General features: G+C 67.4%; 13 protein-coding genes. 5 read left to right on the top strand and 8 right to left on the bottom strand.

Annotation, left to right across the window (positions count from 1 at the left end; all coding sequences use genetic code 11):
* Positions 1-402 precede the first annotated feature (402 nt).
* The 3 genes from KO353_RS12885 to KO353_RS12875 all read right to left on the bottom strand — a co-directional run bounded on the left by KO353_RS12885 (position 403) and on the right by KO353_RS12875 (position 3,081).
* Positions 403-1,668 (bottom strand): hydantoinase/carbamoylase family amidase, encoded by a 1,266-nt coding sequence (locus KO353_RS12885; RefSeq protein ID WP_218285128.1) that lies wholly within the window; start codon positions 1,666-1,668, stop codon positions 403-405.
* A 10-nt stretch (positions 1,669-1,678) separates the two neighbouring features.
* A complete protein-coding gene (locus tag KO353_RS12880; RefSeq protein WP_218285126.1) occupies positions 1,679-2,467 on the bottom strand; it encodes an SDR family oxidoreductase in 789 nt (262 codons plus the stop codon).
* Positions 2,468-2,556: 89 nt separating this feature from the next.
* Positions 2,557-3,081, bottom strand: a complete 525-nt coding sequence (locus KO353_RS12875) for a TlpA family protein disulfide reductase (protein WP_218285124.1) — start codon at positions 3,079-3,081, stop codon at positions 2,557-2,559.
* A 185-nt stretch (positions 3,082-3,266) separates the two neighbouring features.
* Between KO353_RS12875 and KO353_RS12870 the strand changes: the two genes are divergently transcribed.
* On the top strand, positions 3,267-4,241 hold the full coding sequence (locus KO353_RS12870) for a 2-hydroxyacid dehydrogenase (protein ID WP_218285122.1): 975 nt from the start codon (positions 3,267-3,269) through the stop codon (positions 4,239-4,241).
* Positions 4,242-4,250: 9 nt separating this feature from the next.
* Here KO353_RS12870 and KO353_RS16535 read toward each other — a convergent pair whose 3' ends face one another.
* Positions 4,251-6,569, bottom strand: a complete 2,319-nt coding sequence (locus KO353_RS16535; protein ID WP_235691857.1) for a methyl-accepting chemotaxis protein — start codon at positions 6,567-6,569, stop codon at positions 4,251-4,253.
* Between the two features lie 182 nt (positions 6,570-6,751).
* Here KO353_RS16535 and KO353_RS12860 point away from each other — a divergent pair, with 182 nt between their 5' ends.
* Both KO353_RS12860 and KO353_RS12855 read left to right on the top strand, forming a co-directional pair.
* Positions 6,752-7,390 (top strand): flavin reductase family protein, encoded by a 639-nt coding sequence (locus tag KO353_RS12860; protein ID WP_218285121.1) that lies wholly within the window; start codon positions 6,752-6,754, stop codon positions 7,388-7,390.
* 96 nt (positions 7,391-7,486) lie between these two features.
* Positions 7,487-9,151 (top strand): ABC transporter permease, encoded by a 1,665-nt coding sequence (locus tag KO353_RS12855; protein WP_235691855.1) that lies wholly within the window; start codon positions 7,487-7,489, stop codon positions 9,149-9,151.
* A gap of 71 nt (positions 9,152-9,222) precedes the next feature.
* Here the strand turns inward: KO353_RS12855 and zigA are convergent, their stop codons facing one another.
* Positions 9,223-10,419 (bottom strand): zinc metallochaperone GTPase ZigA, encoded by a 1,197-nt coding sequence (gene zigA, locus KO353_RS12850; RefSeq protein ID WP_218285120.1) that lies wholly within the window; start codon positions 10,417-10,419, stop codon positions 9,223-9,225.
* Positions 10,420-10,455: 36 nt separating this feature from the next.
* On the opposite strand from zigA, the gene KO353_RS12845 reads away from it, so the two are divergent.
* Positions 10,456-11,085 (top strand): DUF1826 domain-containing protein, encoded by a 630-nt coding sequence (locus KO353_RS12845; protein WP_218285119.1) that lies wholly within the window; start codon positions 10,456-10,458, stop codon positions 11,083-11,085.
* A 146-nt stretch (positions 11,086-11,231) separates the two neighbouring features.
* Here KO353_RS12845 and KO353_RS12840 read toward each other — a convergent pair whose 3' ends face one another.
* Together KO353_RS12840 and KO353_RS12835 are read right to left on the bottom strand one after the other, a co-directional pair.
* Positions 11,232-11,690 carry a hypothetical protein gene (locus KO353_RS12840; protein ID WP_218285118.1) on the bottom strand — a complete coding sequence of 153 codons (459 nt, stop codon included), beginning with the start codon at positions 11,688-11,690 and terminating at the stop codon, positions 11,232-11,234.
* A gap of 99 nt (positions 11,691-11,789) precedes the next feature.
* Positions 11,790-12,893, bottom strand: a complete 1,104-nt coding sequence (locus KO353_RS12835) for a Fe(3+) ABC transporter substrate-binding protein (RefSeq protein WP_218285117.1) — start codon at positions 12,891-12,893, stop codon at positions 11,790-11,792.
* A 208-nt stretch (positions 12,894-13,101) separates the two neighbouring features.
* Between KO353_RS12835 and KO353_RS12830 the strand changes: the two genes are divergently transcribed.
* Positions 13,102-13,950 (top strand): amidohydrolase family protein, encoded by an 849-nt coding sequence (locus KO353_RS12830; protein ID WP_218285116.1) that lies wholly within the window; start codon positions 13,102-13,104, stop codon positions 13,948-13,950.
* 21 nt (positions 13,951-13,971) lie between these two features.
* On the opposite strand, the gene KO353_RS12825 is transcribed toward KO353_RS12830, so the two are convergent.
* Positions 13,972-14,661, bottom strand: coding sequence for an HpcH/HpaI aldolase family protein (locus KO353_RS12825; protein ID WP_235691853.1), 690 nt, complete (start codon positions 14,659-14,661; stop codon positions 13,972-13,974).
* Positions 14,662-14,724 lie beyond the last annotated feature (63 nt).

Here is a 14,724-nt window from a genome sequence, read left to right as displayed (position 1 = left end):
TGTCCTTGCCGCGAACCGCCCTCTCGGTTGCATCGCGCAAAGGCGCGAAGCATGGCCGTCCGTGCCCGGAGACGGTCGCAGGTCTCCTGGGCACTCCGGCCGTTCCGTCGAGGTCGCGACGACGCGGCACGGTGTGGCACTCGCTGCCGATCATGACAGCGGCGGATGACCGATCAGGTCCGGCACGCGCCAGGGAGGGCTCGCATGCGTGACCAGCAGACACGTCGCGCTCGACGCCTTCCCTTGCTCGGCCGAGGATCCCGCGAGCGCTGCGCTCGTCCGTGCTGACTATCTCGCGGGTGATGCCTATGGTCCCAGAGTTGAGCGTCGGATGCTCCTCAGGCAAGCGGGTGGCGAGATCGAGAGATTGGATCAACTTCGCGGGCATCGAGGGCGTGGTGTTCAGTGCGTCGCGGCCAGGGTGGCGAGAATCCGCGCGGCTTCGGCGAAGTCGGCAAGGTCCATCGCCTCGTCGGGAGTGTGGCTGCCATGCTGGTTGCGGATGAACAGCATCGCGGTCGGGACACCGGCCTCGTGAAACGCAAGAGCGTCGTGTCGTCCCCCCGAAGGCATCTCGTGGAACGGGATGAATCGGGCCGAGGCGCAGTCGCGGAGTCGCTGGAGCAGATCGCGGTCGAGGAATGCCGGGCGCGGTCCTGTGTCCGGCCCGAGCGAGACCGTCACCCCGTACTTCGACTCGGCCTCGGCCACGATGTCGTCCAGCGCCACGCGCATCCGGGCGAGAGCGGGCAGGTCGACGCCGCGGATGTCGAGGGTGAAGCGTGCCTCGCCTGGGACGCGACTCCAGCTGGCCATGGCCGGATCGACGCCGACCACGCCGAAGGTTGCCATGATGCGGTGGCCCTCGGCGTCAAGCCGATCCCACACGGCGTTGATCCCTACGATGATATGCCCGAGCGCAGCGACGGCGTCACGCCGAACCCGCTTCGGCGCACCACCGACATGGGCATAGACGCCGGTGATACGCGCCTTGCGGAACCGGTCGCCGCCGCTGATCGCCGGCACGACGGCGACGGCCCGGCCGACCTCGATGAGTTCGGGTCCCTGTTCTATGTGCGCTTCGATGAAGCCGGCGATCCGCGCAGGATCAAGATGTCGCTGGCCGGCAGCGATCGCCTCCGGCTCGAAGCCGAGCGCTCGCATGTGCTGGGCGAGGGTGTCGCCGGTATCAGATCGTTTCGCGGCTAGCGCCTCCACGGGCAGGCACCCGAGCGCGGCACGCGCCCCGGCGAAGGAGACCGGAAACCACACGCTCTCCTCGGCGCGCGTCATCATCACCGTCACATCGCCGCGCGGGCGCCGATCGGCCCGCACGAGACCCGCCAGTGCTGCGAGCCCGGCGACGACGCCGGCAGCGCCGTCGTAGTTGCCACCGTGAGGAACCGAATCGAGATGGCTGCCGATGATGAGCGTCCGCTCCCCGGAATCGCTTTCCGCAAGCGTCGCGTAGCTGTTGCCCGCGAAGTCGCGGCTCACCGCGAGCCCCGCGCCTTCGGCAGCCTCGAGGCAGAGGGCGTGCGCGCGCTCCTCTCCTGGGCCGTAGGCATCGCGGGTCACCCCGGGCGGATCGAGGCTCGCCTCGCGGAGCGCGTCGAAGAGGCGCTCTGCAAGCGCGAGATCAGGCTCGATCTGCGCGGCGTCCTTCACGATCCCGCTCTCAGAACCCGCGCACGATGCCGCCATCACAGCGGACGATCGAGCCAGTGATGTAAGAGGCACGCTCGGAGGCAAGGAAGGTCGCGACGGCGCCGTATTCCTCAGGCGTCCCGAGGCGGCCGGCGGGAATCGTGGCCGCGCGCTTCGCCATCGCCTCCTCGAAGGAGATCCCCTCCTTCCTCGCCATGAACCCCACCGTGTCCTTGGTCCGGTCGGTCAGGATCGAGCCGGGGGCAAGGATGTTGCAGGTCACGCCATCGGCCGCGACCTCGTTCGCGAGCGTCTTGTTCCAGCCGACGATCGCCGCACGCAGGGTGTTTGACAGCACCATATTCGGCAGCGGCTGGACCATGCCGGAGGAGCCGATGGTGATGATCCGCCCCCACCTGCGCTCCCGCATCCCGGGCAGAAGCCGCATCGCAAGCCGGATCGGTGCCACGACCATCTTCGCGAACTGAGCCTTCAGCTCGGCGAGGTCGAGCTCGAGTGCTGGCCCGACCGGCGGGCCGCCGTGATTGAGGACGAGAATGTCAACCCCGCCCATGCGGAGAACCGCTTCATCGGCAAGGCGGTCCATCGCCGCCTCGTCGGCCACATCGGCCGCGATCGCATAGGCCGGTGCGCCGCTCGCGGCCGAGAGGGTGACGGCGAGCGTCTGAAGTGCTGCGAGGTCACGGCTCGCGACGCACAGAGTCGCCCCCTCGGCGGCGAGTCCTTCGGCAACAGCGCGTCCGAGCCCCTTCGAGGCGCCCATCACCAGAGCACGTCTGCCCCTCAGCCCAAGATCCATGCGAGCCCTCCTCCCTCCCAGGTGCCCGCATCGTAAGGACCGCCGCCGCATCGGCAAGCCTCGCGCCGACGGCGCAGCGGCAAGGCCGCTTAGCGGCAGAGGGAAGGAAAGCACCGGTCACGCAGGCGCTGTGCCTCGTCAGTCAGACCTGCCGGGAGCGGCGCACCGACGCCGGCGAACGTCGCCTCCGTCCAGTCCCGCCACGTGGGCGGCGGTGCGAACGGATGCGCCTTCTTGTCCGAATAAGTGGCGGTGCCCGACCAGCGCGCAACGATGCGACGGTCAGGCGCGATGACGTAGGTGATCGGCACGGGAAGCCGCGGTGGCGGAGGGTTCAGGGGCACCGCAGGGTCGCGGCGCATGATCCGGCGGAGCCTGTCGCCGCGACGCGCCGCGGCTTCGATCTCGCGCGGTAACTCAGCATCGACGTGTCCGCCCTGTGGCGGCACCGTGACGGTGTAGACCGCAATGCCATGAGCGGCGGCGAGGGCCTCCGCGTAAGGCCGCTCAGCGGCGCAGGGCGAACACCTCGAGCCGCCGATCCGGAGCGCGACCCAGCGATCGGTACTGGCGTCGTACGGGGTCGGTGCGGCCGTGCCGTCAATCAGATCCATGCGCGGCATCGTGGTTCCGACATCCCAGGCCCTCACCTCAGAGGCCGCGAGGCAGACAAGCACTCCGACCACCGTGGCTCGAACCACGGCACGTGCTCTCCTGTCGGCTCCTCTCCCACGACGTCTCGCCGCGAGCCGGGGATCGCGGTAAGGAAGCGACGCTCATGATGACCAGTCAGTAGCGCATGCGAGAGAGACAAAAGCCACGGCTTGCCCTCACCCGGCTCTTCCCGCCCGATGTTATGGCCAGAGCTCGCCGCGACTACACGATCGTGGCCGAGAACCCTGAGGACGTGCCAGCCGATAGCGCACGCCTGCTCGCCATGGCCTCCGGTGCGGACGCGATCCTCTGCGCCGCCGGAGACCCGTTTGGCGAGGACACCATCGCCGCGCTGCCAACCTCCATCCGCGTGATCGCGACCTTCTCGGTCGGCATCGATCACATCGCGCTTGAGGCCGCCCGTGCACGCGGGATCATCGTGACGAACACGCCGGATGTGCTGACGGAATCGACAGCGGAGCTGACCATTCTGCTCCTGCTCGGGGCAGCCAGACGTGCCTCGGAGGGAGAGCTGCTCGTCCGCGAACGGCGTTGGACAGGCTGGGCACCGACGCAGCTTCTGGGCACGCAGGTGTCTGGCAAGCGCCTCGGCATTCTTGGCATGGGGCGGATCGGCCGCGCGGTGGCGCGCATGGCGGGCGGCTTCCGGATGGAGGTGCACTACCACAACCGCAGGCGGCTTGCGCCCGAGCTTGAGCGAGGAGCGATCTACCACAGCGACGCGGCGTCGATGCTTGGGATCGTCGACATGCTCGCACTCACGGCTCCCGGTGGTCCAGGCCTCACGAAGTGGCTCAACGCCGAACGGATCGCCCTGCTCAAGCGGGGCGCGATCGTCGTCAATTCCGGGCGTGGGACACTTGTCGATGACGATGCGCTGATCGCGGCGCTACGGACCGGCCATGTCGCCGCTGCCGGGCTCGATGTCTATGCGAACGAACCCGCGCTCGATCCGCGCTATCTTGGCTGCGCCAACACATTCCTGCTCCCGCATCTCGGCAGCGCAACGCTCGAGGCGCGCAACGCGATGGGCTTCCGTGCGCTCGACAATCTCGACGCCTTCTTCGCCGGACGCGAGCCGCCCGACCGCGTGGCCTGACCCGACACCTCAACGCCCTTGGATCTCAGCCAGGAAACGCTCGACCTCGTGCGAAAGCCGGTCTGCCTCTGCGGTCAGCGCATTCGCGGCGGACAGGACATGGGCAGCCTGCTCGCCTGTCTGCTCGACGGCTGAGGAGACGGCACCGATGCTGCCCGAGACTTCGCTCGTGCCGGACGCAGCCTGTTGCACCGCACGGGCGATCTCGGCCGTCGCTGCGCCCTGCTCCTCGACCGCTGCGGCGATGCCGGCAGAGATCTCGTTCATCCGCGCAATCGTTCCCGCGATCGCACGGATGGCTTCGACCGAGCGGCTGGTCGCCGCCTGCATCGCCGCGATCTGGGCGCTGATCTCCTCGGTCGCCTTCGCGGTCTGAGCGGCCAGCGCCTTCACCTCCGAGGCGACGACAGCGAAGCCTTTGCCCGCTTCGCCCGCGCGCGCCGCCTCGATTGTGGCGTTGAGCGCGAGCAGATTCGTCTGCCCGGCGATATCGCCGATCAGGCGCACCACGTCGCCGATCCGACTTGCCGCCTCGCTGAGGCTGCCGACGGTCGCGTCGGTCGCCTCCGCCTCGCGAGCTGCTTCGGCGGCGATGCGTGCGCTTTCCGCGACCTGACGTCCGATCTCCTGCACGGAGGCGGCAAGTTCCTCGGCCGAGGCCGCTACGGCTTGGACACTTGCTGCCGCCTGATCGGTTGCGGCAGCGACGGCGACGGCACGCTTGCCCGTTTCGGAAGCGACCTCGCTCATCGCCTCGGAGACGGACTTCATACTGGCCGCGCTGTCGCCCATTCGGCGGGCGACCTGGCCGACGCTCGCCTCGAAATCCTCGGCAAGCTTGACCTGCTGCGTGACGAGGTTCCAGACGAGCATGGCGCCGACATAGTCCCCGCCGCGGTCGGTCATCGCGCTGATGCGGAGATCCATCGTCTCCGGGCCGAGGCGAATGCGGGCGCGATGCGGCAGATTTGCGGGGTTCGACAGGATCGTGCGCACGCGTTCCGGGTGGCGGTGCATGATGTCGATGCTCTTGCCAAGGAGAGCATCAGCTTTCTCCGGAAGCAGATGCTCAACCGTGCCAAGAACGCGCCGCGATTCAGCGTTCATGTAGCTGATGCGGAAGTCGTCGCGAGGGTTAGCGACCATGACGGCGACCGGAAGCTGGTCGAGCATCTGCCCTTGTGCGAAGGCCTTCTCCGCCGTCTCGCGCAGCGTCGCGAGGGCCTTCTCCATGCGGCCGAACTCGTCCCGCCGCACCGTCGTGGCGAGCGTGAACCGCGTATCGCCCTCAGCGATCCGCTGCAGAAGACCGGTGATGCGCTTCGTCGGTCGTGCCACCATTTCTCCGATCAGGTAGGAGATCATCAGAAGAAGTGCGGCGATCGCAGCAGAAATTTTGAGGACATCCTCGCCCGTCGTCTCCACCTTCGCGCCCATGCGCGCTCCGGCCTGCTCGGCTCGGGACGCGAATGTCGCGGCCACAGCGGCAGCGGTGGCCTCCACCCCGATGATCGCCGCGGCGGTGACGGCACTGTCATGCTCGATGAGCTCTGCCGTCAGGCCACTCAGTCCCAGGGCCGAGTCGGTAAGGTTTGCCAGAGCGACGGAGAGCTGCTCGAGCTCGCCACGGTAACGGGGATTGACCTCGATGGTCAGCGCGCCACGCATGTGGGTGCGGGCAGTTGCGGTAGCGCGCCGCACGCGCTGTGTCTGCGCGCCGTCGCCGGTTGCGAGATAACGGAGCGCAGCGATTCTTGCTTCGGCGGCTCCTGTGCCCACCGCGGCGAGACGCCCGCGCAGTTCCTCCTGTGTCCGCGGCTCGAGGCCCTCGAGCTCGAGACCTGCGTAAGCAGCCTCGTAGCGCAGTTCGAAGGTTTGCGCCGAGGGGAAGAATGCTTCGTCGCGTTTGGCGATCAGCTGGGTGCGAAGCTCGGCCGCGCGCAGAACCGCCTCGCTGAGCCTTTGCAAACTCTCCTGGTAGGCAGCGATCGTTGCGGCTGTCGGCTGTTCGCGACCTTCCGCGATCTGGTCCAGCTCGGCAAGTGCGGTATCCCGCACGCGCACCACCGCCCCTCTGATCTCGTCGATCTGTGATGCCGTCTGCGCCGAGAACAAAGCGCGGTTCAACGCCTGGAGCGACGCTGCAGCCACTGCGATATCCCGGACACGCCGCTCGGCCGCGAGGGCACGCGTCTCGTCTCCCCGCGCCGTCTCAATCCCCGCGACTTTGTCAAGCACGCTCCAGACGAGCACAGCGAGAAAGAGGAGCGGGATGACTGCGAGAAGCCCGAGCTTCAGGCGGAGGGGAAGGTTGATCACCAGCTTCATCCGAGCAACCTCCGGGCAGAACCGGACCTTGGCCCCGCTGTGTTACGCGGATCCCTTTAATTCGTCGTGAACGTGAAGGAAGCGCTCGGTGGTTGCCGTCGCTCCGCTCTCCGCTAAAACCCGCGGCGCGCGTGTTCAAGCGGAGGGCCGCAGGCGACACCGCGACGATCAGAGGGGGTACGATGCTGTTCGATTGTGCCGCACTTTCGCCCGAGAGCACCTACAAACTGCTCGTGTCAACGGTCGTGCCGCGGCCGATCGCCTGGGTGACGACGCTCGACGCCGAAGGCGTGCCGAACGCGGCGCCATACAGTTTCTTTAACGCTGTCTGCGGCTCGCCGCCCGTTGTGTGCATCGGGATCGGGCCGAAGAAGCCCGGCCTCAAGGATACCGGTGAGAATATCCGCCGCTCCGGCGAGTTCGTGGTCAACCTTGTGCCGGAAAAAGCCGCACGAGCGATGAACGTGACCGCGATCGACTTCCCACCGGGTGTCAATGAGCTCGTCGAGGCGGGGCTGACACCCCTGCCCAGCACGCATGTCGCTCCGCCCCGTATCGCCGAGAGCCCCGTGGCGCTGGAGTGTCGGCTTCTGCAGCTCGTCGACCTTGCCGCCGGCCGCGCCGTCGTGCTTGGTGAGGTGCTCGCATTCCAGATCGACGATGCCTGCGTGCTCGACGCGTCGCGGTGTTACATCGACACGCCGAGGCTCGGCCTGATTGGTCGCATGCACGGCGCCGGCGGCTATGTGCGCACAACCGATCGGCTCGAGATGCCGCGCATCTCGCTTGCCGACTGGCAGGCACGCGGCGCCGCTGGCTGAGGGTTCGCAACAGGCGGCGTTCGCCCTCTGGCGCGGACTATTTCTTCCTGGCATTCTTACGCGAATGCGAAGCATTCTCATCTTGCCCAGGATACCGTGAGTACGAGAGCAGGACTCCTCGATGCGTCGCCGCCCGGGTGGCTTGCCCTGCCCTCCGCCTGGACGGTTGCCGCCCTCATCACAGCGGCTGCTGTCGCCGCACCGATCATGGCCGTGCTGGTCGGCGCTGCTGCTCCTGCGGGCCCGGTCTGGCGCCACCTCGCGGAGACGGTGCTCGCCGAGCTGGTCGCGAACTCGGTCCTGCTCGCCGCCGGCACGGCGTTGATCTCGACCGCGATCGGGGCAAGCACGGCATGGCTCGTGACGATGCACGCCTTCCCCGGGCGGAGGCTCTTCGAGGTTGCTCTGCTTCTGCCTCTGGCCATGCCGGCCTACCTCATCGGCTATGTCTATACCGACCTCCTCGACGTGACGGGGCCTGTCCAGGGCTGGATCCGCGAAAGCTTCGGCCTGCGGTTCGGCGAGTATTGGTTTCCCCAGATCCGATCGATCGAGGGCGCAGTGGTGATGTTCGGGCTGGTGCTCTACCCGTACGTCTACCTCTTGTGTCGCGCAGCCTTCCTGGAGCAGTCGATCTGTCTCGCGGAGGTCGCGAGAACGCTCGGCTGTTCGAAACGCGGGATGATCTGGCGTGTCGCCTTGCCGCTGGCACGCCCGGCGATCGCGGCAGGGGCAGGGCTCGCGGTGATGGAGGCGCTGGCAGACTTTGGAACGGTCGGGCACTTTGCGGTGCGCACGTTCACAACCGGCATCTATCAAGCTTGGTTCCACATGGCCGATCGAACAGCGGCGCAGCAGCTCGCCGCCTGCCTTATGGGTATCGTTGCACTCCTGTTGCTGTCCGAGCGGCTCGTCCGCGGTCCGCGTCGCTTCTTCAACACGAGTTCCAAGCACCAAGCACTTGTTCCACAGCCGCTCGGCGGCGCCTCGGCCCTCCTCGCGATTGTCGCGTGCACCCTGCCAGTACTGCTCGGCTTCGTCATACCAGCCGCCCGTCTCGCCTTTCTCGGCTGGAGCGCTGGCGACGATGGTGCGCTGGTGCTGCCGTTTGCGCGCAACAGCTTCCTGCTCGCCGGACTTGCCGCGCTGTGCGCAGTCACGGTTGCGGTGGTGATCGCCTACGGCGCGCGGCTCTTCCCCTCGCCGTTGATACGGGGGGCCACCACGGTCGCTTCTCTCGGCTATGCCATCCCGGGATCGGTGATCGCGGTCGGCGTGCTCGTGCCGTTCGGGCTGTTCGACAACGCGCTCGATGGCTGGATGCGGGCGCGCTTCGGGGTCTCAACAGGGCTCCTCCTCTCGGGCACGATCGCGGCTCTGGTGTTCGCTTACGTCGTGCGTTTCCTCGCCGTCGCACTGTCCTCTGTCGAGGCTGGTCTGGAACGGATCCGGCCATCGATCGAGGACGCTGCCCGGGTGCTTGGGCGCAGCCCGGCCGGCAGCCTCGCCACTGTGCACCTGCCACTGCTCCGCGGCAGCCTTCTTTCGGCGGCCCTCCTCGTGTTCGTCGATACGATGAAGGAGCTTCCGGCGACGCTGATCGTCCGCCCATTCGACTTCGATACGCTTGCCGTTCGAGTCTACAACCTCGCCTCCGACGAGAAGCTCGCCCAGGCTTCTACGGCTGCGCTCCTGATCGTCGCTGCCGGGCTGATCCCCGTCGCTGTCCTCGCCCGCGCTATGCGGCGCTCAGGGCATTGACGCCGCCGAGGCGACCAGACGACGAACAGCGTCCATCGCCGGGAACATCGATACAGCAGCCGCTCTGGCGCTCAGTTCTGCCGCCACACAGGGAAAGGATCGGGCAAGGAGGCCCAGGCGCGCGGTCCGCGCGCGAACAGCGCCTCGTCGATGAGACAAGCGTCCAAAGCGTCGCGGATCGCCACCTCATCCATGTCGATACCGATGAAGACGAGCTCCTGGCGGCGATCGCCGTAGCGCTTGTCCCAGAGCGTCTTGATGCCCGCACGCCAGTCAGGGTCATCCGGCCAGCGATCGGGCTCGACGGCAGCCCACCAGAAGCCGGCGGCCTCGTGCCGCCCGATCGCTCCCGCCAACTGCCAGGTTCCCGCCCAAGGCATGCGCGTGGCGAGCCAGAAAAATCCCTTGGCACGAATCACGCCAGGCAGCGGCCCCTCGATGAACGCCTTAAAGCGTGCCGGGTGAAAGGGCCGACGCGCTCGGTAAACGAAGCTTCGGATGCCGAACTCCTCGCTCTCCGGCAGATGGTGCCCTGCGAGCGCCTGCGACCAACCGGCCGCCCGCTGCGCCCGGGCGAAGTCGAACCGCCCGGTCTCAAGCACGAGCCCGAGCGGGACTGCGCCATGCACAGCACTGACGATCTCCGCACCGGGATTGAACGTGCGGAGGAGAGCGACGAGCCGCTCGCGTTCGGCCTCGCTAACAAGATCCACCTTGTTGACGACGATCACGTCGGCGAACTCCACCTGCTCGACGAGCAGGTCGACCAGCATGCGACGATCATCCTGTCCAGCCACCTGCCCTCGATCCGCGAGGCTCGCGGTCGAACCGAAGTCGCGCAGGAAAGCGGCGGCATCGACGACGGTGACCATCGTGTCCAGACGCGCAACGTCGGCGAGGCTGCGCCCCTCGGCATCGCGGAACGCGAAGGTGGCAGCGACCGGCATCGGCTCGGAAATCCCCGTGCTCTCGATCAAGATCGAATCGAACCGCCCTTCGGAGGCAAGCTTCCGAACCTCGATCATCAAATCCTCCCGCAAGGTGCAGCAGATGCAGCCGTTCGAGAGCTCGACCAGCTTCTCCTCGGTCCGGGAGAGAGCTCCCGTGTTGCCGATCAGCTCAGCGTCGATGTTCACCTCTGCCATGTCGTTGACGATGACGGCGACACGACGCCCCTCTCGGTTGCGAAGCACGTGATTGAGCAGTGTCGTCTTGCCTGCCCCGAGAAAGCCCGAGAGGACTGTCACGGGAAGACGGGTTCCTTCCATCGCTGCCTCCGAGATGATATGCTATAACATATCCAAATGACGAGCATCAGCAAAGCCCCACCACTCGCCGTCGTTCGCGGGACGCCGGACGCGTTCACGGCAATCCACGCGCCAGACACCACTCTCGCCCTCTGGGTTCGGCCGCCGCAACGCCGCATCCGGCTCGAGGCAGCGCGGCTCGCCGCCAGAGCGCCGTTGACCATCACGGCAGAGGAGAAGCCGGACCGGATTGGCGCGGAGCTCACCGCAGCGCTGCCAAGTTCTGCCCCTGCCCTCGTTGCCGACGCGGCGATGTTGGCACGGCGCTTCGCCGCCGCTGCCAGCGCGAACAGGGTCCACCTGCGACTTGAGGCCCTCGCCTCGATCGGCTGCCCGCTGTTCCATGCCGATCAGGTCGGGCTGAGGCTTCTTGTGACCTATGTCGGGAAAGGCACGGAGTGGGTGCCGGAGCACGCGGTGGATCGCTCAGCGCTCGGATCAGGCGACAATCGCGCGATCGTTCCTGACCCTCGCTTCATACGCCGTGTCGCGCCCTTCACCGTAGCTCTCTTCAAGGGGGAGGCCTATCCGGGCAATCGCGGGAAGGGCGTGGTGCATCGCTCGCCGCCCGCCGATTCCCGTCGGCCGCGCCTGCTTCTCTGCCTCGACGAGCCCGGCCGCTTCTGATCGGCCGCGACCGCAAAAAAGAGCCCCGCATCCTGCGGGGCCGAGGTGAGGAACGGAGCGTTGGGGCGCGAGGGATGCGACGGCGCCCGGCGTCGCGGGACAGCTGAAGGGAGCGCGCAGCTGTCCCGATCCCGGTCGAACCGCCCTCAGTGCACGGTCGCCAACCCGGTCGGTGCGATCCCAAGGCCGGCCGCCGCGAAGCCCTTGGCCGCGACCGCCATGAGCGCGATCGCGCGCGGCGCCGCGGCTGGCGGAAGCCAGGAGGCGAGAATGCGCTGGCTTCGCCACGGTTCACCCTGCTGTAGCGCATCCAAAGCCGCGAGCAGGTCATGCTCGAGGGGAGCGATCTGGTCATCGCCCGGGGCGAGGAAGAGCGGAGCGTCGGGCCGGACCGTGGCAAGCAGAGCGAGGAGCCCGGCGAAGGCGGCGAAAGCGGAGGGCCTGACGCCGGCCGCACCGAGGATCTGACACGGCGTCAGAGGCATTGCCTGAGGCGAGGACCATGCGCGCGCCGCAGCGATCACGAGTTGTCCGCCTCGGGAAAGAGCCTTGAGGCCGAGCCGATGCGGCGTGAGCTCGTCGCAGGTTTTCTCCGGCACGCCCACGCGGGGCTCGCCCGAGGGCGAATTTTTGCGACTGCAAGTCATTCGCATCTCTCTCCCGGAAAGAGGGGGTGCGACCAAAGCCACACCCCCACGCGCGCGTCAGCGCCACCCGGCCCGCTGCATGATGGCGAGCGCCTCAGCTCCATTCTTTGCGTAGGCAACGGCGTTGAGCGTGTCCTGACGGAAGCGGCCGAACGCGCTGACCACCGGGTGGATGTTGACCTCGTCGACGACCGGATACTCGAAGTTCCCGTTGGCGAACATCTCCTGCGCGCGCACCGAGGTCAGATACTCGAGAAAGGCCACGGCCGCGTCGCGGTTTGGCGCGGTACGGACCACGCCGCCGCCGGAGACGTTCACATGCGTGCCTCGGTCACCTGGCCCCTGATTGGGGAAGATCACCGTCACCCGGCCGGCGACCTCGCGATCCGCAGCGTTCGATGAGGCGGCGAGCCGGCCGACATAGTAGGTGTTGGCGATGGCGATCCGGCACTGTCCGGCAGCGACGGCCTGGATCTGTGGCGTGTCGCCACCCTGAGGCGGGCGGGCCATGTTGGCGACGACACCCTTCGCCCAGGCCTCCGTTGCCGCCGGCCCGTTGGCTGCCAGGATCGATCCGGCAAGCGAAATGTTGTAGACGTGGTTGGCACTTCGAACGCAGATCGTCCCTTTCAGAGCCGGGTTGGCGAGGTCCTCGTAGCGGGCGAGCGGGACGGGAGGCGTCCAGTCGCGCGCCACCATGATCACCCGTGCGCGCACCGACAGCCCGAACCAGTGCCCGTCCGGATCGCGGAGATGCGCGGGAATGCGCCGCTCGAGCGTCTCGCTCCGCACAGGCTGCAGAAGGTTCGCGGCACGCGCCCGCTCGAGCCGCGCGGCGTCGACGGTGATCAGGACGTCAGCGGGCGAGTTCGGCCCTTCGTTCCGGATGCGTTCAATCAGCTGGTCGGCATCGCCCTCGATGAGCCGCACGCGCACCCCGGTCGCCTGCGTGAACCCGTCATAGAGCGCGCGATCGGTGTCGTAGTGACGCGAGGAATAGACATTGACCACGCGCTCCTGGCCGAAAGCAAAGGCGGGGGCAAGCAGCGCCGCCGCGCCGGCTGCAAGGAGGAGCGCGCGTCGTCTGCCGCCGCGCCGGCGGCACCGCCGCGTGGCGAAACCGGCGATGATGTTGGCGACGATCGGGGTGGAACGCTTCATCGGTGTCTCCTGCAACGAGGGGAATGGACCGGCCGCTTCGCTCGCCTGCGACCTATTCTCATTTGCAACCCTAGTCGAGTTGCAAACGACTCGCAAGTGCAAATCGACAGACCCCTTGCCGCCTCAGGACCTCACCCCGGCCGCAGACCCAGCCTAGAGTGTCACCCGACCCAGAACAGATACACACCGACTGCCGGAGCGCGGACGCATGACCCCGGACCCCCACCGCCCACTCCTCGTTTGCCCTCAGGGGTCAATCGAGTGCCACAGCCATGTCTACGACCCCGTGCGCTTCCCTTACGTGCTTCAGGAACTCGGCGAAACGCCGCATGACTGGCAGGCCTTCCGCGACATGCTGGACCGGCTCGGCTTCGATCGTGCCGCCATCGTCCAGGCCGCTGCCTACGGCACCGACAATCGCTGCACACTCGATGCGGTCGAACGGCTTGGGCGCGGCCGCGCCCGCGCCGTGGTCGTGACAGGCCCCGACGAGACCGAGGCAGGGTTTCGTGCGCTCCATGCGCAAGGCGCACGCGCGCTGCGCGTCTTTCTCGGCACGCCGTTCCTCAGCCTTGCCGACATCAAGCCGTTGGCCAAGCGGATTGCACCGCTTGGCTGGCACATCATCCTCCAGGACCCGGCAGGCCCGAACATCGCCGCCTGGGCGGAAGCGATCGAGGGCATTCCCTGCCCGGTGGTGATCGACCATCTAGGCCGGATCCCGCCCGGGCCGGGCGCGATGGCCTCGGCCACCCACCCGCAGTTCCAGGCTCTGCTCCGCCTCGTCGAGACTGGGCGCGTCTACGTCAAGCTCTCAGGCTTCTATTATTCCTCGGCGACGGGCTGGCCCTACCAGGACGTCGAGCCGCGCGTGCGAGCGCTCGTCGAGCTCCGGCCCGATCGACTTCTCTATGGCGCCAACTGGCCGCACCCGAAGCTGCAGCCGAAGCCCGACGACGCGAAGGAACTCGACTTGCTGCTTGACTGGGTGCCTGATGCCGGAACGCGCGAGATGATCCTGCGGGACAATCCGGCGCGTCTCTATTTCTCGGATTGAGCGCTCACTTGGTCGCGCCGCTCAGTCTCTCAGAGCGCGCAGGAACGTCGTGCGAGCCCTCAGCGCCGGCATCAGCAGCGAGTGGTCGCTACCGCCGAGAATGAACTGTATTCCCATGGCGATGTAGGCGCTTGCGTTTTCCTGGTCATAGACGCCTCCCATGCCAGCAAACTTGCCGTGTCGTCGGCACGCGCCGATCACCGTCTCATAGGCTGCCTGGACCTTGGGGTGGCCAAGCTCGCCCGGGATGCCGAGTTCCGCGGTCAGATCGGAGGTGCCGATCATCAGCACGTCAATGCCGCGCACAGCAGCGATCGCCTCAGCATGGTCGATGGCCATCGGAGTCTCGATCATCACGACCGTGATAAGAGTCTCGTTGAGCGCGGCCATCAGCTCACCGGGCGGCATCGCGGCGAAACGCGCCTGAGCCGGTGGCCCGCCAAGGCTTCGATGGCCCAGGGGCGGATATTTGCAGGCATCCACCACGGCGGCCGCCTCATCGGGTGTATCGATATGCGGTATCACAACGCCCATCGCACCGTTGTCGAGCAGGCGTGGCGCCTGGTCGAGCGCCCCCTTGCAGACGCGCACGATCGGCGTGCAGCGTGTGGGCAGGGCGGCAAGCGCAATCTGCGTCGCCTGGTCCTCGGAAAAGGCGCCGTGCTCGGCATCGATGAACAGCCAGTCGAAGCCTGCCGCTTCCGCGATCATTCCGGTTGCCGCCGTGCGCAGGTGGTGCACGCCCAAGCCAAGAGCGAGCCCGCCAGATTTCAT

Origin of the sequence: Elioraea tepida (genome assembly GCF_019203965.1) — a bacterium.
Classification (GTDB): Bacteria; Pseudomonadota; Alphaproteobacteria; order Acetobacterales; family Acetobacteraceae; genus Elioraea_A; species Elioraea_A tepida.
Note: the sequence above shows the minus strand (reverse complement) of the source record. Positions and strands in the feature narration are given on the sequence as shown.